This window comes from Streptomyces sp. NPDC096311 (genome assembly GCF_044763085.1).
Lineage (GTDB): Bacteria > Actinomycetota > Actinomycetes > Streptomycetales > Streptomycetaceae > Streptomyces.
Map to the genome: position 1 here is coordinate 936,039 of NZ_JBIWFN010000001.1, position 17,299 is coordinate 953,337.

Consider the following 17,299-nt stretch of genomic DNA (forward strand, 5'->3'; position numbering starts at 1 on the left):
AGAGGAAACCATGGACGGCGACCTCCTGGACCCGCAATTCTCCGTGCCGAACACCCCGAGGTTCCAGCTCGGTCTGGGGATACCGGCGCACGACTACGACGTCCTCCAACGCCGCGCCCGCGCGGCCGAGGCAGGCGGCTTCTCATTCGTGGCCGTCGGCGACAACCCGGCGCTGATCAAGGACACATATGTATCGCTCACGATGCTGGCGGTGGCGACGGACACCTGCCGGATCGGCACCGCGATGACCGACTGTGTGCACCGCGACATGCTGGTGACGGCCGCTGCGATGTCCTCGGTGGAATCGGTCGCCAGAGGACGCACGTTCCTGGGGATCTCCGCCGGTCGCGCACGAAAGCCGGGAACGATGAAGCAGTTGCGTGAGTTCGTGGTCGCACTTCGCGAGCTCTGGGAGCGTGGCGAGACGGAGTACCAAGGGGAGCGAGTCACCCTCGGATGGGACGCGCGGCCGGTCCCGGTGCTCCTCGGGGTCTCCGGACCTCGCGGTCTACGGATGGCCGGAGAGATCGCGGACGGCGCGATCTGTGAGGCGGGGGTCGACGAGTCGACCTTGGCCCGGGTACGGGGAGACCTTGCCGCGGGAGCGCTCGCCGCGGGCCGGGATCCCGAGGAACTTGAGATCTGGCACTCCTTGAAGACGAGTATCGCGGAAGATCCGGACGAGGCGATGTGGCAGATCGCCCCGCAGTTGGCGGCTCTCGGGGCCATCGCACTGGGTCGCGACCCGGAGCAGGCAGGTGTGCCCGAGCGGTTCCGTCCCGCGTGCCGCGACCTCGCCGAGCGCTACGACATGGCGGCCCACCTCCGTACCGACCCGGAGAACCCGAACCGCGAGCTGGTGCTCGACCCCGAATTCCGCGCCTACGTTCTCGACCGGTTCTGCCTGGTGGGCTCGGCGCGGGAGTGGGTGGAACGGCTGGAGGACCTGAAGAAGCGCGGTGCCGACCGGATCTTCTGCGTCGGCCTCGTCCCCGACCTCGACCGATACATCGACCTCGTCGGTCGCACCGTCCTGCACACGAGGGTGGGTTCGAATGAACGGTGAACTGAGCGAGGGCGTTTCCATCATCGGCGTCGGATGCACTCCGTTCGGAGACGTTCTGGAAAGCCCGGAGCTGGCGGGGATGACCGAACGGGAGCTGGTCGCCTGGGCCGCGTTGGAGGCCATGGAAGATGCCGGAATCGAGCCCAAGGACGTTGACGCTTTCAATATCGGACATGTATTTGACGAACAGTCCTCGGGAAGCGTGAACACCGCTGCCGCCGTCGCCGACTGGATAGGCATGCGGAACAAGCCCGGCTTCCATCATGAGGCGGCCTGCAGCACTGGTGGTATGGGACTGTGGCTCGCCTGCCAGGCGGTCGCGTCCGGTATGTACCGGACGGTGATGTCCGTCGGTGTCGAGGTGACGCGGAGCAGAGTCATCGCCGGCAAGCCGCCGTACATGAGGGAACCGCTGTCTGTGCGGGAGCGGAACAGGATGACCATCACCCAGGATCTTGCCTATTCGGACTCCATGCTGGGGGTCGGCGGTACCGACTCGATTCTCATGGCGTACGGAAAGAAATACGGCCTGACGCTGCGACAGGTGGAAGAGGCGTCGGTTGCCGCGGCGATCAAGAACAGGAGAAACGCGGTGCGGAATCCGCTGGCGGCACTCGCTGTGACGGATCTCCTCGACGAGGCCGAAGAGCACGGGTTCGGTGACGAGACGGACTATATGAAGTCGCAGTTCAATCCGAGGCTCGGGGCCCTGGCCCGGAAGTCGGACTTCTACGTCCACGCGGATGCGGCGTCCGCTGTCATCGTGTGCCCGACCAGCATGGCCAGGAGTTTCACCGAACACCCTGTCGCTGTCACCGGGCTCGGCGTAGCCACGGCCATTGGATATCACAGCGAAGGGCTGGACTGGGAGTCGGACGCCGTGGCCTTCGCGAAGGCTTTCGAGATGGCCAGGGTCGACCCCGCCAAGGACGTCGACTACATGTACGTTCATGATGCCCAGGTGTGTCACCAATTCGTGGGCGCCGAGACGGCCGGGTACCTCCCGAGAGGCGAGGGATGGCAGGCCGTCATCGAGGGACGCACAGGTTTGCACGGCGACAGGCCGATCAACACCAGTGGTGGCCGCACCGGAATGGGGCATGCCTACGGCGCATCGATCGGGGCCGAGATCTCCGAGGCCGTGAAGCAGATGCGAGGTGCTTGCGCCGATCGGCAACTGAGTCCGCCCCCCGAAGTGAGCGTCGTACATGGACTCGGAGCCGGAATCAGTTCGTTTGCCGCAGTACTGGACGCGCGCTGAAAGGGATGCGGAAGTTGAAGATGCAACCCTACGTCAAGATGTGGTACGAGTTCTTCGCCGAGGGAAAGATCATGGGCCTCGCATGCAATCGCTGTGGGGCATACGAGTTCCCGCCCGTGCCGGTGTGCAACGCGTGTTCCGGTACCGGGCTGGACTGGGTCGAAATGAGCGGCGAAGGAGAGCTCACGTCGTTCAAAGTCGCACTCCACCCCGATCAACGCTTCGTCTCGGCCTGGCCGTATGTGAGCGGAAACGTGATCTTGAAGGAAGGGCCGGTCTACGGCGGCATGGTCCTGGGCGTCGGGCCGGAGGACGTCGAAGATCTCTACGAGCGACTGCCGCTGCCGGTACAGGGGGAAGTCCAGGACAGAGGGGACCACAAGTTCCTGGTCTTCCGCCTGAAGCACTGAGAAGGGTGGAGGAGGTCAGCCGCTGCAGGCGCTCGATCCGCCGAGGCGGATCATGGCCTGCCACAGCTCTTCGGAGGTGAGGGCCTGCTGGGGCAGGGGGTGGGCACGGTCGGCGCGAAAGCCGTCGAGCATCAGATACAGATGACGGCGCCAGACAGCGGGGGCGATACCCTGCGTCGCTTCCGTGATCCGGCTGTGGGACCAGATGACGAATGCGAGGTCCTCGGGGGTGAGATCGGGCCGCAACATGCCCTGCTTCTGGGCACGTGCGACGATGCGCACGGCGAGCTGGTGGATACGGATCTGAGGTTCGGCCAGGCGCGCGGTCTCCGGCAGGAGACTGGAAGCCAGGTCGTTGAAACCGCGGTCGTCCGCCTGGAGTTCGCACATCGTCTCCAGGAAATGACAGAAGCCGTTCCAGGCATCCTCCATCGTGGCCGCTCTCTCCGCTGCTGCCAGCCACGCGGCCAGTTTCTCGGCGAAGGTCGCCTGCACCAGATCCAGCCGGGTGGGGAAGTGCCGATAGAGGGTGCCGATGGCGAGGCTGGCCTGCTTGGCCACCTGCTCCAACGGAGCGTTGACCCCGCACTCGGCGAAACACGCACGGGCGGCCATGAGCAGTGCCTCGCGATTGCGCTGGGCGTCGCGTCGCAAGGGGCGGGCGGTTGCCTCGGCGGCGTGGTCGGACATGGCCTCAGGGTACCTACGGGCGGTTCGCCCAATGTTCGAGAACGTGTCCCTTCCGCTTACTGCCGCGCGGCATGTGGCGGAGAGCTGACCGCCGGTCACTCACAGGTCCCGGCGTCGACGTATGCTGTGCGTCCCCGGTGTGCACGGGCCTCGATCCCACGGCGGAGTCGCTCTCACGGCGGCCGGTGACGCGCCTCAAGGGTTGTTGCGACCCGGCCAGGCGGGGATTCTGGTAGTGGAGAGATACGGCCGCCGGATGCGCGACAACCTCTGGACGGTCAGCGATGACGAGACGAGCTTCGCATGACAGAGCGGCACGACGCACCAGGTCGTGTGGGTGACACCGGGTCCTCCTGCGTGATCGCGGTTGATGCGCACGGAACGGTCACGGCGTGGAGCGAGGCCGCCGAGCAGCTGTTCGGTCACTCGGCCGCAGGGGTTTCCCAACGGCCGGTGGCAGAGCTGTTCGATGAGGAAGAGCGCGAGGTCCTGGAGGCTCGGCTGGGCGCGGCCAGGCCCGCGGAATGGTCCGACGAGCTGACGGCACGGCATCGTGAAGGCCGGCTCCTCGCGGCGGAGGTCAGGGCGACCCCGCTGCTGGACGGCCTGGGGCGGACACAGTGGTTCCTGACGATCCGGTGCCGGGAACGGGCGACCGGTGAGGACGACGCGCGATTGGTGAAGTGGTCCTTCGAACAGTCGTCGATCGCGATGTCGCTCCACGATCGCGAGGGGCGGGTGGTTCGGGTGAACGACGAGATGGCACGCGTCCTGGCCCGCCCGGAGAAAGAGATGCGCGGCCTGCGCGCCACGGACATCACACCCGAACTGGCTCGGTCCCGGACTCTCGACCGGCACATCACGGAGGTGCTGCGGACAGGCGAACAGTCCGTGGAGGAGGCTGTGGTCCGGGCACCGATGGAGAACCGGGAGCGTGCCTGGACCGTTTTCCTCTCGCCCCTCAAGGACGCCGCGGGGCGGGTGTGGGGCGTGTGCAATTCCACGCTCGACGTCACCGAGCAGTACCGGTCCCGTCTCAGGCTCACGGTGCTCAACGAAGCGAGCGTCCGCATCGGCTCGGTCCTCGACATGGGCCGTACGGCGGAGGAGGCGGTGCGCCTGGTGGTTCCGACGTTCGCCGACTTCGCCAGTATCGACCTGTGGGAATCGGTGCACCGGGGTGAGGAGCCGCCGCCCGGCATGGTTGGTGGTCCGGTAACGCTGATGCGCATGGCTCAGGCCTCGGTCCTGACCGACCACCCCGAGTCGGCTGTCGGGCCTGGAGGGACGGACACGTATCCGGGGGACTCGCCCCCGGCCCGCACTTTGGTGACCGGCCGGTCCTCGCTGCGCCAGGCCGACGATCCGGAAGTCCGTGCTTGGCTCAGGGCGAGCCCGGAACGTGCGGAACAGGTCCGTCGGCACGGAATCCACTCGATGATGTGTGTGCCGCTCCGAGCTCGCGGTGTCACTCTCGGGACGATGCTCTACCTACGTCACCAGCAGCCCTTCCCCTTTGACGAGGAAGATCTGCTTCTCGCCGAGGAGATCGCGTCCCGAGCCGCTGTCTGCATCGACAACGCGCGGCGCTACACCCTTGAACGCACCACGGCCATGACCCTTCAGCGCAGCCTGCTGCCCGGTCACCTGTCGCCTCAGGTGGCGGTCGAAGTGGCCTCGCGCTATCTGCCGGCGAGCCCTCAGACGGGCGTCGGTGGTGACTGGTTCGACGTCATCCCGCTCTCGGGGAGCCGCGTCGCGCTCGTCGTCGGTGACGTGGTCGGGCATGGTATCCACGCTTCCGCCACCATGGGGCAGCTGCGTACCGCGGTGCGCACGCTCGCGGACGTGGAGCTGCCGCCGGACGAACTCCTCACTCATCTCGACGACGTGGTGAACCGCCTGGAGGCCGAGCACAGTGCGGCGGACGGCGAACGCGGCCACGTCGGGGCGACCTGTCTGTACGCGGTCTACGACCCGGTGTCCCGCCGTTGTGTGCTGGCCCGTGCGGGACACCTGGCACCTGTGCTGGTCGCTCCGGACGGTACCGCCGACTTCGTCGACCTGCCTCATGGCCCGCCGCTCGGGTTGGGCGGTCTGCCCTTCGAAAGTAGGGAAATCGAGGTGCCCGAGGGGAGTCTGCTCGCCCTCTACACCGACGGCCTGGTCGAGTCGCGTGAACGCGACATCGACGAGGGTCTGGCAGAGCTCCTCAGAGTACTGACGGAACCCGCGCCTTCGCTCGAACACACCTGTGACGCGGTTCTCAAGGCATTGCTGCCCCACCGTCCGGTCGACGACATCGCCCTGCTCACAGTCCGCACTCGTGCCCTTACCGCTGATCAGGTCGCCACCTGGGACCTTCCGGCGGACCCCGCGGTTGTCACCGAGGCCCGGAGTCTGGCCTGCCGACAGCTGGCTGTGTGGGGGCTGGAGGAGGCGGCCTTCGTCGTCGAACTCGTCGTCAGCGAGCTCGTCACCAACGCCATCCGATACGGCCGCCCGCCCATCCAACTGCGCCTGATCCACGACGACCGCGGCCTGATCTGCGAAGTGTCCGACGCGAGCAGCACAGCTCCACATCTGCGCCGTGCACGCGTCTACGACGAGGGCGGCCGGGGGCTGTTGCTGGTCGCTCAGCTGACCCAGGCATGGGGCACCCGCCATACCGCCACCGGGAAGACCATCTGGACCGAGCTGTCTCCAACCGATTCCGTCGGCTAGTGAGTGGCGAGCGCCTTCACCGCCACCACGCCCAGTCCGATCGCGGCGTCGAGTCCTCCTGTGATCAAGGCGGTCACCGGTCCGGCGCCGGTGCACAGGCCACCGAGCCACCCCCACAGGAACAGTGAGAACACATCCGTGGTGACCGCGACCGCCAGCGCGGTCGGCAGCTCCATGGTGCCTGCGGAGGACAGGCCCGCCAGGAGGAGCGGTCCGGCTCCGCTGAGCAGCAGCGGGGTCGCGACGTACAGCATGCGACGGATCTCCCCGGTCCGCGCCCACTGCCCGTGCACTGTGCGATGGGCCTGCGCGTCCGCCACCAGGGAGGCGAGCCACAGGCCGACGGCCGTCCCGGCAATGGCCAGTGCGGCGTCCGCCGGCTCCAGATGAGGGATCTGTCGCAGTCCCATCAACACGGCGACCATGGTGACGGTGGCGTAGATCCGCTTCTTCAGGCGCTCGACGGCCATCTGAGTTCGCCCCGGTGACATGCCCGGAGATGGCACGGCGTGTGCGGGGACGGAGCGCATGCGGGACGACTCCTGAGTGTGGGGACGGGAGACCTCCAGGATGAACGGGATACCGACGGACGGGCGTTACGACACCGCTTGAGGCCAGTCGGTCAGCCTCAGTGCCCGACAGCACCGAGCCCCGGTCCATCCGGCTCCTTGCCGGGCGGACCGGGGCTCGGCTCGCATCAGGTTCGGCGTGGGGAGAGAGGCCTACTGTCCCGGGGCCCCTCGAAGGCTGCTCCCGCCGTCCACCGGAAGCACGACGCCGGTGACGAACGCGGCCTCGTCGGAGGCCAGGAACAGCGCGGCGTTCGCGACATCCCAGCTGGTGCCCTGGTGGCCCATGGGGATCATGGCGGCGCGCTGGGCGGCGACCTCGTCGCGGCTGGCACCCGTGGCACGGGCAACGTTGTCGACACCCATGGGGGTGTCCACGATGCCGGGCGCCACGCAGTTCACGCGCACCCCGTGCGGCGCGTACTCCAGTGCCAGTGAGCGGGTCATGGCGTTGACAGCCGCTTTGGAGGTGGAGTACGCGATGGCGCCGCCGCCGGGCAGCAAGCCGGCGAGGGAGGAGATGTTGATGATCGCTCCGGTGCCGCGTTCGCGCATGTGCGGCAACATGTACTTGCAGGTCATCCACATTCCGGTGAGGTTGATCTCGAAACCCTGGCGCCAGAGATCGCCGCTCAGGTCCTCCGTGCGGCCGCCCGGAACGATGCCGACGTTGTTGTGCAGGATGTCGACGTGCCCGAGAACGGCGACCGCGGTGTCGGGCACCGCCGCGCAGTCGCCCTCGACGGTGATGTCGGCACGGTGGGCGGCGGCCCGGCCGCCGTCCTTGCGTATCAGCTCCGCGGTCTCCTCAGCCGAGTCGAGGTCGCGGTCCACGACCAGGACGTGTGCGCCCTCGTGGGCGAAGGTCAGGGCGACGGCGCGTCCGTTGCCCATGGTGGCGCCAGGTGTCTGGCCGCCGCCGATGATCACGGCGGTCTTCTCCGCCAGTCTTCCGGTGGTCACAGCTCTGCCTCCGTGTTGTCGCCGGTCACTTCGTACATGAGGTGCTGTCGCTCACCAGGTCACCGGAAGTTCGTGCAGGCCGTAGGTGACGCTGAGGTCGTGGAATCGCAGCTCCTCCTCCGGCACGGCGAGCCGCAGCCCGGGGATCCGCTGGAAGAGCCTCGGCCAGGCGACCTGCATCTCCACCCTGGACAGGTTCTGCCCCATGCACTGGTGGATGCCGTGGCCGAAGGCGATGTGGCGGCGCTCGGCGCGCGTGATGTCCAGCTCGCCGGGCGCGGCGAAGACCAGCGGGTCGTGGTTGGCCGCGGGCAGCGAGCACAGCACGCCCTCGCCGGCCCGGATCAGCTCTCCGCCGATCTCGGTGTCCTGGAGGGTGACGCGACGGGGCTCGGTCTGCACCATGCTCCAGTACCGCAGTACCTCCTCGACGCAGCTGGCGGCGTACTTATCCGGGTCGGACACCAGGATGCGGCGCTGCTCGGGCTCCCGGAGCAGGGCGTAGATGCCGAGTCCCAGCATGTTGGCGGTGGTCTCGTGACCGGCGCCGATCACGGTCACGCCGAGGCGTACGGCCTGTTCGAACGTGATGTCGCCCTTTGCGACGTGCACATTGACCAGACGGGACAGGAGCATTTCGTCCGGCTCCGAGAGCTTGGTCTCCGCGTACCTGTGTAGGAGGCCGCTCATCGCCTCGGTGGCGGCGATCTTGTCCTCGTGCGCGGCCTCAAGGTCGGTGAGCACCTGGGCCGCCCCGTGCACGATGTGGCTCTCGTCCTGGCCGACGCCCAGAACCTCGCAGATGACGGCGGTGGGAAGGGCGAGCGCGAAGTGCTCGATGATGTCGAACGGGCGGGGCAGCTGCAGCAACCGGTCGATGATCTCGTCGGTCAGCTCCACGATCCGGGGCCGCCAGGACTCGGACCGCTTGGCGGTGAAGTCCGGGTTGAGGATGCGTCGCACCGGCAGGTGACCGGGCCCGTCCTGGCGGAAGAACAGCCCGCCCTCGACCTCCGGCTGGGCGCTGTTGGTACGGGGGAAGCCCGGTTTGGTGACGTCGGCGCTGAACCGGGCGGAGTCACCCAGCACCTGCTGGACGTGGTCGTGGCGAGTGATCAGCCAGGGGGTGCTGCCGTCCCAGAGCGTCACCCGAACGGGGACACCACCCTCACGGGCCTCGGAGTAGAGCTCCGGCGGGGCGTAGGGACAGCCCCGGGTCGCGGGGAAGTCGGGTGCGCTCTTGGCGTGCGTGACTGTGCTCATGGGGGGAACTCCTCAGGAGAGGTGAGCTTGAACTCGTCGGGGGGAGGGGGACACTGATGACAGGTCAGGCCGCGCGGGCGGTGAGGGAGCCCGACGCCTCGTCCCAGTCCGCGCGTGCGGCCACGAGTGGACGCAGCCCGCGTAGTGCGCGGACCCTGTTGACGCCAACGGCCGCGCAGACGTGGCCGTCACGCTCGTAGAGGGCGGTGAAGGACCGGTCGGCCGGGCTGCCGTCGACGATCTGCATCCGGTCGAACCCATGGGTGCGGCCGTAGACCTGGATCTTCAGGTCGTACTGGTCGGTCCACACATATGGCACGGTGGTGAACGGCATCGCACGGTCGGGTCCGGCCAGGATGTTCAGGGCGACGGCAAGGCCCTGTTCGGAGGCGTTGGTACGGTGTTCGTTCCGCAGCCACTCGCCGGTGACCCGGTCGGGCCAGCACGCGACGTCGCCCGCTGCCCAGATGTCGTCCACGGCGCGGAGCGTGGCGTTGCACTCGACTCCGTTGCCCAGGGGAACGCCACAGCCGGCCAGCCATTCGATGTTCGGCAGTGCGCCTATACCGATCAGCACGGCGTCGGCGGCGATGACACGGCCGTCGGCGAGCCGGACCCCGCTGACGCGCCCGCCGTCGTCCAGCACTCCTTCGACCAGCGCCCCGGTCTCCACACGTACCCCGTGTTCGCGGTGGACGTCGGTCAGCATGGTGGCGGTACGGGTGCCTAGGGCGTTGGCGAGCAGAACGGCCTGTTCGGTCACGATGGTGACCTCGCAGCCGAGTTCACGGGCCACCGCGGCAGCCTCCGCACCGACGAAACCGCCGCCCACGACGACCACATGCGGACGACGGGCCAGCGACGCGCGCACCGAGAGGGCGTCCTCGAGAGTGCGCAGATAATGCACCCCGCCGATGTCCGCGGTGTTGGGCAGCCGACGGGCGCGTACGCCCGTCGCCACGACGAGCGAGTCGTAGGCGACCCGGTCGTGGTCGGCCAGCGCTATCTCACCGACCCGTGTGTCCAGGGCGACCGCGCGGGTGCCGAGACGCAGGTCCACGTCCAGCTCGGCCAGCGCCTCCGGGGGGCGGAGCCACAGGCGGTCGGTGTCCCAACTGCTGGAGAGGATCTGCTTGGACAGGGGCGGCCGGTCGTAGGGCAGGTGCCGCTCCTCGCCGATCAGTGTGATCCGGCCGTCGAAGCCCTCGCGGCGCAGGCCCTCGACAGCGGCGAGGCCGGCTGCCGAAGCCCCGACCACAGCCACACGGCGTGGTGTTGTCATGCGTGGATCTCGATGGCGGCGGCGGGGCAGACGGTCGCCGCCTCACGGGCGTTGCCGTGCTCCTCGGCGGGCGGTTCCGCGTCGAGGAGGATGACGACGCCGTCCTCGTCGCGCTGGTCGAAGACCTTGGGGGCCAGCAGTACGCACTGGCCGGCTCCGCAGCATTTGTCCTCTTCGATGGTGATACGCATACACGCTCCCGAAAGACGGCGTCGCGAGGCTGCTGCTCAACGGCGCCAATGAATAAACGCTTGTAAATTTACAAGCGTTTAGTCATCGAGGAAGCCATGTGGGCGACTCTCTGGAGTGGCATGGGTCACGATTCGTTTGTCAGTCCTAATCATGTCCGCGGGGGGCGAGGTCCAGCGACGCTGCGAAGTCGTCGACGAACGTGTGCACGTCTCCGAGACAGTGGGGGGAGGTGCTCTGATCGAGCGCGATGCGGCCGTGCACCGACGACCACGCCGATATCGCCGCCTGTTCGGGACCCTGCATCAGGTGCAGGCCAGCCTCGGACAGCCGTGTCATCGCGCGGAACCAGCGTTCGGCCAGTTCGGAGACCGGGCTCTGGGAGTTCGACGACGCATCTGTTGCCATCCCGGCGACGGCGAACATGACGCGGAAGCAACTCGGGTTCTCCTCCGCGAAGCGGCAGTAGGCATGCGCGAGGGCGGCGAAGCGCGAGGAGGGCGCGAGGTCGGCGGCCTCTTCGTCGGCTCGGTCCATGGCCTCGATGAGCTGCGAGAAAAGCTGCCTCATGACTGCTGCGACGAGTTCGTCCTTGTCGGCGAAGTGCCGGTAGATGGCGGGTGCGGTGATGCCTGCCTCGCGGGCCACCTCTCGCAGTGACAGGGGTGCCGGCCGCATGCGTTCATTGTCGGACACCAGGCGTACGGCTGCGGCAAGGACCTCCTCGCGCAGCTTGTCGCCCTCGCCGCGGGCGTTGCGGGTACGGGGTCTGTCGGCGGACGGGTCGGGGGCGCGGAGCGAGCCGGGATTCTGCTGAGACATGGCTCAAGCCTGCCACGGGGGTCTCCGCTGGAGCGGCGAACGCAGTCATGGTGCGGTTCTGTGCGGGGTGGGGCGGGCCGTGTACGACAGATCGAGAACCGGAAGCCCGGCCTGCGCATTTCTCCTGACGTCACCTGGACTGCGTACGGCGTCCGGTGGACGTCTTCGGCGAAGCGTGCTCGTGGCCACGAGCACGCTGATCGCGTTCAGTGATGGCGTATCCGTTCCGGTTCATGGAATCCGGCCTGGAGGTGACGGTCTCGTGCATCGCCTCCCTGGGCGACGCTCCTGGCCGACGGCCGGCAGCGGACGCGTGGGTCACCCGTTGCCGCCCGCAAGGCAGGCATCAGATCTTCTTGGCGTTCGCCGAGATGCGGTTCATGATCCGTGCGGCGGTCCGGATGTCCGTGCTCGACTCGCCCGCCAGCGCTTGGCGCAGCCGGTCGCGCACGGCGCTGTCCATCCGGTCCACGGCCTGTCGACCGGTCTCCGTGAGCTGCACGAGCTGTGCGCGATGGTCGGCCGCATCGCGCGTCCGCTCCACGAGCCCCTCGGCCTCCAGTACGACGACCTGACGAGTGGCGTGGGGGGCACGCACCATCAGTCGCTCGGCGAGCTCGTTGAAGCGGAGCGGGCGGTCGGCATCCACGAGCACACGCAGAGCGGCGAGACCGGCCCGGTCGATTCTGACGTCGACGGCCGCGGCCAGTTCGGCGTGCACCAGGTTGCGGCTCATCGCGTACGACAGGGAGGTCATCGCATGTACGAATGCGGAGATCGGGTCGTCGGCTACGTCGGGCAGGTCGGACATGCTCCCCATCATGCCGTGTGACCTTCACCCTCTTCCGCTTGCCTCCATCTGCTGGTCTCCGCACTCGCTGCTACAGTTACTTAAGTTAAGTATCTGAGAAGGAGAGTGCTGATGTCCGACCAACCGTCCAAACCGAGGGTCATCCGTGAGCTCGCCGAGAATCTGTGGTTCCCAGCGCTGTTCTTCTTCGGCTTCCTGCTCTGCTATGTCCTTCCGTTTCATGCGCCCGCGCCTCACGACGTGAAGGTCGCCGTGGTCGGACAGCACGCCGCGGCACAGGTGGAGGCGGCGCTGGACAAGGCGGCGCCGGGGGCCTTCGACATCGTCCCGGCCACGAGCGCCTCCGATGCCCGCGACCAAGTACTTGGCCGTGATGCCGTGGCCGCCTACGCGCCCGGCAAGACCACAGTGACCCTCTACACGGCCAAGGCCGACGGCGCCCTGCTGGAGTCGGTCGTGAACCAGACCTTCACGGGACTGGCGGAGCAGGGTGGCCAGAAGATCACCGTCACCGAGCTGGTTCCCACCGCGAAGGGGGATGTCACCGGCACTGGTCTGTTCTACGTCGCGATGGTCTGGAACATCGTCCCGTACATCGCGGTGATGATGCTGATGCGGGCCGTCACCCTCAGCCGTCGGGCCAAGGTGCTCACCCTGGCGGGCGTGGGCGCGTTCATCTCGGTGGTCGGCTACGTGGTCGCCCTGTCGATGGACGTGATCCCGAACGAGCCGCTCGCCATGCTGTACGGCTTCATGCTCAGCCAGGCGGTCGCCTGGGTCGCCTACGGGCTCGTGCCGTTCGCCAAGCAGTACCTGCCAGGCGTGGCGCTCAGCATATTCGTGCTGCTCAGCATCCCCTCCAGCGGAGGCGCCGTCCCCGCCCAGATGGTGCCGGGCTTCTTCCGCGCACTGCACCCCATCATGCCTTTGGGGAACGCGATCGACGCGTTCCACGGGATCTTCTACTTCGACAACGTGGGCCTGCTGCGGCCCACGCTGGTCCTCTGCGCGTGGTTGGTCGCGGGCGCCGCGCTCATCGGCGCGGGCGCGCTGCTGCAACACCGGAAGGCGGCGCAGGCGGCCGCGGACCAGGAGCCGGGGGAGGCGGTCGAGGAGATCGTGGAGGACCCGTCGATCGAGATGCCCGTCCCGCGTGCCGTGCCGCAGGGGGTCAAGCACTTGAGCGGCACGGAGCCGGTGCTGCACGGCACCGTCACGGAGGAGGGAGGTGAGCCGTTGGCCGGCGCCACCATCATGATCACCACCTCTCTCGGCCGCGAACTGACCCGCACGACGACCGACGCCAACGGCGACTACGGCGTCGCCGGGCTCCCGGAGGACTTCATCCTGCTCCTCCTCTCCGCGCCTCGGCATGCGCCCGCCGTCACCCGCATCCTTCCGCAGGAGGGCAAGGTGCTGCGCCAGGACTTCGAACTGGCCCGACGCGCACCGAAGCACGCACGGGTCTGAGTCGGTCCAACCGCCAACAAGGCGCGGGCTGATCCAGTCGACGCGGTATGCCGGTCGCCCTTCGGGGCGGCCGGCACTGTCGCGTCTATTGGCAGAACCTCGCGGATCCGGGTAGGGCGGGACAATGCGGAGGCCCCCCCCGTCCGGTCAAGTGCCTTGCGGCATCAGGAAGTTCTTACGAGGCGCTGACATGACCACCGATTGCCTGTCGCACCACCGGCCACTCCGGCAACTCTGGCTCTGCACGTCACCGAGCCGCGGTGGCGACGGATCCCCGAGGAGTCGGACGTGAGCAGGCATGACAGGCGCAGGTCGAAGACGCAGAAGCGGGCGACGATCGCCGGAGCAGGGCTGCTCGCCGCGGCGGCGGCCGTGACGACGGTGACCGTGGCCTCGGCGGGAGAGCCCCAAGCACGGCAGAAGGCCACGTACGCGGTCGGTGCCGTCTTCGTCCAGGGCAATGAGCTCGGCGGCAACACCGTCCACGCCTTCGACCGTGCCGTCGATGGCCGGCTCACCCCGGCCGGTGTCTACGTGACGGGCGGCAAGGGAGGCGACCAGACAGACGCGCCCACCGACTCCCTCGCCTCGCAGGGCTCCCTCGTCTACGACCGCCCCTCGAAGCTGCTGCTGGCCGTCAACGCGGGCAGCGGCACGGTGACCTCGTTTCGGGTGCGGGGCACCAAACTGACGGAGCGTCACGTTGTCTCCTCCAGCGGGGATTTCCCCTCGTCGATTGCCGTGCACGGACGGATCGCCTACGTCATGAACGCGGGAGGCGAGGGCAGCGTCCAGGGATTCCGTATCACCACCAAGGGACTTGAGCCGCTGGCCGGTTCGCGACGCTCCCTGGGGCTCAAGAACGAGAAGGTGCCCCTGTTCAGCAGCTCGCCGGGTCAGGTCGCGTTCACGCCGGACGGCCGGGAGTTGATCGTCACCACGAAGTCCGCGAACACCATCGAGGTGTTCCCGGTCCGCAGGGACGGACGGCCCTCCGCTCGGGCCGTGGTGAACAAGTCGGCCGGCGCGGTGCCCTTCGCGATCACCTTCGACACAGCGGGCCGCATGCTCGTCGCCGAGGCGAAGGACTCGACGGTCAGCACGTACAAGGTGCGCCGCGACGGCGTCCTCGGGATCGTCCAGAAGCCCCTCGCCAACGGCCAGAACACGCTGTGCTGGCTGGAGCGCGCAGGCGACTTCTTCTACGGCGGCAACACCGGCAATTCCACCGTCACCGGTTACCGCAGCAGGGGTGGCAGGCTGGAGCTGACCAATGACGTGGGCATCGCCACCCCGCCGTCCGCCATGTCCCAGGGCGTCATAGACCTCGCGGTGACCGCGGACGCGCGCTTCCTGTACGTGCAGAACGCGACCTCCGGCACCGTCGACGGATTCCGCATCGGCCGCGACGGACACCTCACGAAGGTGTCCACCACCACCGGACTGCCCTCCTTCGCCCAGTCGGGCATGGAGGGCATCGTCGCGGCCTAGGCCCCGGCGAGGCCGCGGTCATGGGAAGCGGCGGCCGCGGTCAGGGGGCGCCCCGGCACTGTCCGGGGCGCCTCATCGCGTCGAGGCTGAGATTCCGGCACGGCACACACCGAACTTCGGGCCCGGGTCGGCGGATTGAACCCGAGTCGATTCAGTTGGTCGATCGGTCCCGATGGTGACTGGCCGCCGCGCCCGTCCGCGGCAGCACCGCCACCGGTTGAGGTCGTGCCGGGGCAGGAGGCCCCGGATACGATCAGTTGACGTACCATTTCTGGTTGTTCTGGCCGTTGCAGGTCCAGAGGACCATCCTGGTGCCGTTCGCGGTGCCCGCGCCGGAGGCGTCCAGACAGAGCCCGGAGAGGTTGTTGGTGATGGTGCCGCCCGAGGTGACCGTCCATTTCTGGTTGGTGGCGTTGGTGCAGTCCCAGAGGATGACCTTCGTGCCGTTGGCCGTGCCGTTGTTGTCGGCGTCCAGGCACTTGTTGCCGTAGACGACGAGTTCACCGCGCGAGGTCTGAGCGAAGGTCTCGTTCTGGCCGCCGTAGCAGTCCCACAGGATGGCCTGGCTGCCGTTGGCCACGGTGTTCTTCTCAAGACCGACGCAGCGGTCGGACGCCGCGCCGACGAGTGCGACGCCGTTGGTGCCGGGAATGCCCTGGGCGCGGATGGCGTCGATGTCGGGGGCGGTGGAGCCGGAGACGGGGGAGAACCTCACGGTGTTCGTGCCCCTGGCCAGGTGCGCGAGGACGGACACGGTCCGGTACGTGCTCGGGGAACCGGTCGGCGGGAAGGACACGACGTAGCCGTACTGTCCGTTGACCTGGATCGTGGCCTTGCGCGCCGAACTGCCGCCGTTGGCGTAGGTGATGTCCACCAGCTCGGTGTCTGCGGCAGAGGCGTTGACGTTGCCGAAGGTGGGCGTGGTGGCGGTGGTGGTGTCCTCGTAGGCCGAGCCGGACCCCTCGGTACCGGAGACGGTCAGCAGTACGGCGTCACCTGCCGGGACGGTCGTGGTGTAACCGGTCGCGAAGGAGCCGGCGTTGGTGCCCGACCAGACGTCGCGCACGGAGGCGGAGGCGGAGGTCAGTCCGAGGTCGGTCCACCGGACGGTCATCGGCGCGGACGAGCCGGTGCGGTTGAGCAGGAGGACGGCACGCTTGCCGGTGCCGGCGAGCACCTTGCCGTACACCTGAAGGTTCCTGGTGTCCTCGGCGACCTTGACACCTTGCAGACCGCGAGGGTCCTGGTCGATGGCGAGGACCTCGGGGTCGGTCAGGATGTCCCGGGTGGCGGTGCTCATCGTGGCGAGGTTGTTTCCGGCGAGCAGCGGGGCGCCGGAGATCGCCCACAGGCTCATGTGCAGCCGGTTCTGAGCCGCGCTCAGACCGTTCATACCGACCATCAGCATGTCGGGATCGTTGTAGTACCCGGTGTGCTGGGCGGCAGGGTGGAGAGCCTGGTCGAAGTTGGTGAGCATCTTGGCGGTGTCCGCGGTCTGGCCCCAGAAGATGATGTCGTTGCTGGTGCGCCACTGGTCGCCGGTGCCCGACGCCCAGTTCCAGGTCAGTCCGGTGCCCCATTCGCAGAGCGACAGGACCAGCTTGCGGCCGGTGACGGCGCTCGCGGCGTCCTGGGCGGCGGCGATGGCCTTGTACGTCGTCTCCTGGTCGAGGCCCTCCTCGCGGCCACCACAGAAGTCGATCTTGAGGTAGTCGAAGCCCCAACGCTGGAAGGTCTCCATGTCCTGCTGGTAGTGGCCCTCCATACCGGTGTTGGGCGCGGCGGGTCTGGTGGTCGGGTAGTAGTAGCCGCAGCCCTGCTTGCCCGCGTCGGTGTAGATGCCCGCCTTCAGGCCCTTGCTGTGGATGTAGTCGGCGACGGCCTTCATGCCGCCGGGCCAGAGGTTCTCGTCGACGACGATGTTGCCGCCCGTGTCGCGTTGGCCCTGCCACCAGCCGTCGTCCAGGTTGACGTACTTGTAGCCGGCGGCCGCCATGCCCGAGGAGACCAGGGCGTCGGCCTGCTGCTTGACGACGTTGTGATCGATGCTGCTGGCGAAGCTGTTCCAGGACGCCCAGCCCATAGCCGTCGGGCTGACACCGATCTGACTGGTGCTCACGGCGGTCGGCTCCGTGGCCAGGGAGGCCGGCATCGACTTCCGGCCGAGAGAAGTGAGACCCGCCAGGGCGAGCACGACGATCAGGACCTGGGCGGTGACACGTCTGACCCAGCGCTGGGCGGTGTAGTGCGGCATACCGCTCTCCGGAGGTTGGAAAGCCCGCTCCGGG

15 protein-coding genes are annotated in these 17,299 nt (G+C 67.9%); 6 read left to right on the forward strand and 9 right to left on the reverse strand.

Going from position 1 to position 17,299, the window contains the following annotated elements; genetic code table 11:
- Positions 1–10 precede the first annotated feature (10 nt).
- From ACIRA5_RS04160 to ACIRA5_RS04170, 3 genes are read left to right on the forward strand one after another with little or no spacing between them, the layout of a single operon-like run.
- Entirely contained in the window at positions 11–1,066 is a 1,056-nt protein-coding gene (locus ACIRA5_RS04160) for an LLM class flavin-dependent oxidoreductase (protein WP_403687003.1), read from the forward strand.
- Positions 1,056–2,327, forward strand: coding sequence for a thiolase family protein (locus tag ACIRA5_RS04165; RefSeq protein ID WP_403687006.1), 1,272 nt, complete (start codon positions 1,056–1,058; stop codon positions 2,325–2,327). The genes ACIRA5_RS04160 and ACIRA5_RS04165 overlap by 11 nt, the downstream gene beginning before the upstream one ends.
- A 5-nt stretch (positions 2,328–2,332) precedes the next feature.
- Positions 2,333–2,737, forward strand: a complete 405-nt coding sequence (locus ACIRA5_RS04170) for a Zn-ribbon domain-containing OB-fold protein (protein ID WP_403687008.1) — start codon at positions 2,333–2,335, stop codon at positions 2,735–2,737.
- 15 nt (positions 2,738–2,752) lie between these two features.
- Here ACIRA5_RS04170 and ACIRA5_RS04175 read toward each other — a convergent pair whose 3' ends face one another.
- A complete protein-coding gene (locus tag ACIRA5_RS04175; RefSeq protein WP_403687011.1) occupies positions 2,753–3,427 on the reverse strand; it encodes a TetR/AcrR family transcriptional regulator in 675 nt (224 codons plus the stop codon).
- 303 nt (positions 3,428–3,730) lie between these two features.
- Here ACIRA5_RS04175 and ACIRA5_RS04180 point away from each other — a divergent pair, with 303 nt between their 5' ends.
- Positions 3,731–6,151 carry a SpoIIE family protein phosphatase gene (locus ACIRA5_RS04180; protein ID WP_403687014.1) on the forward strand — a complete coding sequence of 807 codons (2,421 nt, stop codon included), beginning with the start codon at positions 3,731–3,733 and terminating at the stop codon, positions 6,149–6,151.
- On the opposite strand, the gene ACIRA5_RS04185 is transcribed toward ACIRA5_RS04180, so the two are convergent.
- From ACIRA5_RS04185 to ACIRA5_RS04215, 7 genes are all read right to left on the reverse strand, one after another.
- On the reverse strand, positions 6,148–6,621 hold the full coding sequence (locus tag ACIRA5_RS04185; protein ID WP_403687016.1) for a hypothetical protein: 474 nt from the start codon (positions 6,619–6,621) through the stop codon (positions 6,148–6,150). The genes ACIRA5_RS04180 and ACIRA5_RS04185 overlap by 4 nt on opposite strands.
- Positions 6,622–6,873: 252 nt before the next feature.
- A complete protein-coding gene (locus ACIRA5_RS04190; RefSeq protein ID WP_403687019.1) occupies positions 6,874–7,683 on the reverse strand; it encodes an SDR family NAD(P)-dependent oxidoreductase in 810 nt (269 codons plus the stop codon).
- A gap of 51 nt (positions 7,684–7,734) precedes the next feature.
- Positions 7,735–8,946 (reverse strand): cytochrome P450, encoded by a 1,212-nt coding sequence (locus ACIRA5_RS04195; protein WP_403687021.1) that lies wholly within the window; start codon positions 8,944–8,946, stop codon positions 7,735–7,737.
- Between the two features lie 64 nt (positions 8,947–9,010).
- Entirely contained in the window at positions 9,011–10,228 is a 1,218-nt protein-coding gene (locus ACIRA5_RS04200; protein ID WP_403687024.1) for an NAD(P)/FAD-dependent oxidoreductase, read from the reverse strand.
- On the reverse strand, positions 10,225–10,419 hold the full coding sequence (locus tag ACIRA5_RS04205; protein WP_403687027.1) for a ferredoxin: 195 nt from the start codon (positions 10,417–10,419) through the stop codon (positions 10,225–10,227). Before ACIRA5_RS04205 ends, ACIRA5_RS04200 begins: the two co-directional genes overlap by 4 nt.
- A 145-nt stretch (positions 10,420–10,564) precedes the next feature.
- On the reverse strand, positions 10,565–11,239 hold the full coding sequence (locus tag ACIRA5_RS04210; RefSeq protein ID WP_403687029.1) for a TetR/AcrR family transcriptional regulator: 675 nt from the start codon (positions 11,237–11,239) through the stop codon (positions 10,565–10,567).
- A gap of 346 nt (positions 11,240–11,585) precedes the next feature.
- A complete protein-coding gene (locus ACIRA5_RS04215; protein ID WP_403687032.1) occupies positions 11,586–12,050 on the reverse strand; it encodes a MarR family winged helix-turn-helix transcriptional regulator in 465 nt (154 codons plus the stop codon).
- Positions 12,051–12,161: 111 nt separating this feature from the next.
- On the opposite strand from ACIRA5_RS04215, the gene ACIRA5_RS04220 reads away from it, so the two are divergent.
- Both ACIRA5_RS04220 and ACIRA5_RS04225 read left to right on the forward strand, forming a co-directional pair.
- Positions 12,162–13,520 carry a carboxypeptidase regulatory-like domain-containing protein gene (locus tag ACIRA5_RS04220; protein WP_403687034.1) on the forward strand — a complete coding sequence of 453 codons (1,359 nt, stop codon included), beginning with the start codon at positions 12,162–12,164 and terminating at the stop codon, positions 13,518–13,520.
- 288 nt (positions 13,521–13,808) lie between these two features.
- Positions 13,809–15,011 (forward strand): lactonase family protein, encoded by a 1,203-nt coding sequence (locus ACIRA5_RS04225; protein WP_403687036.1) that lies wholly within the window; start codon positions 13,809–13,811, stop codon positions 15,009–15,011.
- A 253-nt stretch (positions 15,012–15,264) separates the two neighbouring features.
- Here ACIRA5_RS04225 and ACIRA5_RS04230 read toward each other — a convergent pair whose 3' ends face one another.
- Positions 15,265–17,265 (reverse strand): RICIN domain-containing protein, encoded by a 2,001-nt coding sequence (locus tag ACIRA5_RS04230; RefSeq protein WP_403687038.1) that lies wholly within the window; start codon positions 17,263–17,265, stop codon positions 15,265–15,267.
- Positions 17,266–17,299 lie beyond the last annotated feature (34 nt).

Bases quoted from the DNA above. Each gene is read 5' to 3' on its own strand.
- ACIRA5_RS04160 (WP_403687003.1), top strand. From the start codon at position 11: ATGGACGGCGACCTCCTGGACCCGCAATTCTCCGTGCCGAACACCCCG.
- ACIRA5_RS04165 (WP_403687006.1), top strand. From the start codon at position 1,056: ATGAACGGTGAACTGAGCGAGGGCGTTTCCATCATCGGCGTCGGATGC.
- ACIRA5_RS04170 (WP_403687008.1), top strand. From the start codon at position 2,333: ATGCGGAAGTTGAAGATGCAACCCTACGTCAAGATGTGGTACGAGTTC.
- ACIRA5_RS04175 (WP_403687011.1), bottom strand. From the start codon at position 3,427: ATGTCCGACCACGCCGCCGAGGCAACCGCCCGCCCCTTGCGACGCGAC.
- ACIRA5_RS04180 (WP_403687014.1), top strand. From the start codon at position 3,731: ATGACAGAGCGGCACGACGCACCAGGTCGTGTGGGTGACACCGGGTCC.
- ACIRA5_RS04185 (WP_403687016.1), bottom strand. From the start codon at position 6,621: ATGGCCGTCGAGCGCCTGAAGAAGCGGATCTACGCCACCGTCACCATG.
- ACIRA5_RS04195 (WP_403687021.1), bottom strand. From the start codon at position 8,946: ATGAGCACAGTCACGCACGCCAAGAGCGCACCCGACTTCCCCGCGACC.
- ACIRA5_RS04200 (WP_403687024.1), bottom strand. From the start codon at position 10,228: ATGACAACACCACGCCGTGTGGCTGTGGTCGGGGCTTCGGCAGCCGGC.
- ACIRA5_RS04205 (WP_403687027.1), bottom strand. From the start codon at position 10,419: ATGCGTATCACCATCGAAGAGGACAAATGCTGCGGAGCCGGCCAGTGC.
- ACIRA5_RS04210 (WP_403687029.1), bottom strand. From the start codon at position 11,239: ATGTCTCAGCAGAATCCCGGCTCGCTCCGCGCCCCCGACCCGTCCGCC.
- ACIRA5_RS04215 (WP_403687032.1), bottom strand. From the start codon at position 12,050: ATGTCCGACCTGCCCGACGTAGCCGACGACCCGATCTCCGCATTCGTA.
- ACIRA5_RS04220 (WP_403687034.1), top strand. From the start codon at position 12,162: ATGTCCGACCAACCGTCCAAACCGAGGGTCATCCGTGAGCTCGCCGAG.
- ACIRA5_RS04230 (WP_403687038.1), bottom strand. From the start codon at position 17,265: ATGCCGCACTACACCGCCCAGCGCTGGGTCAGACGTGTCACCGCCCAG.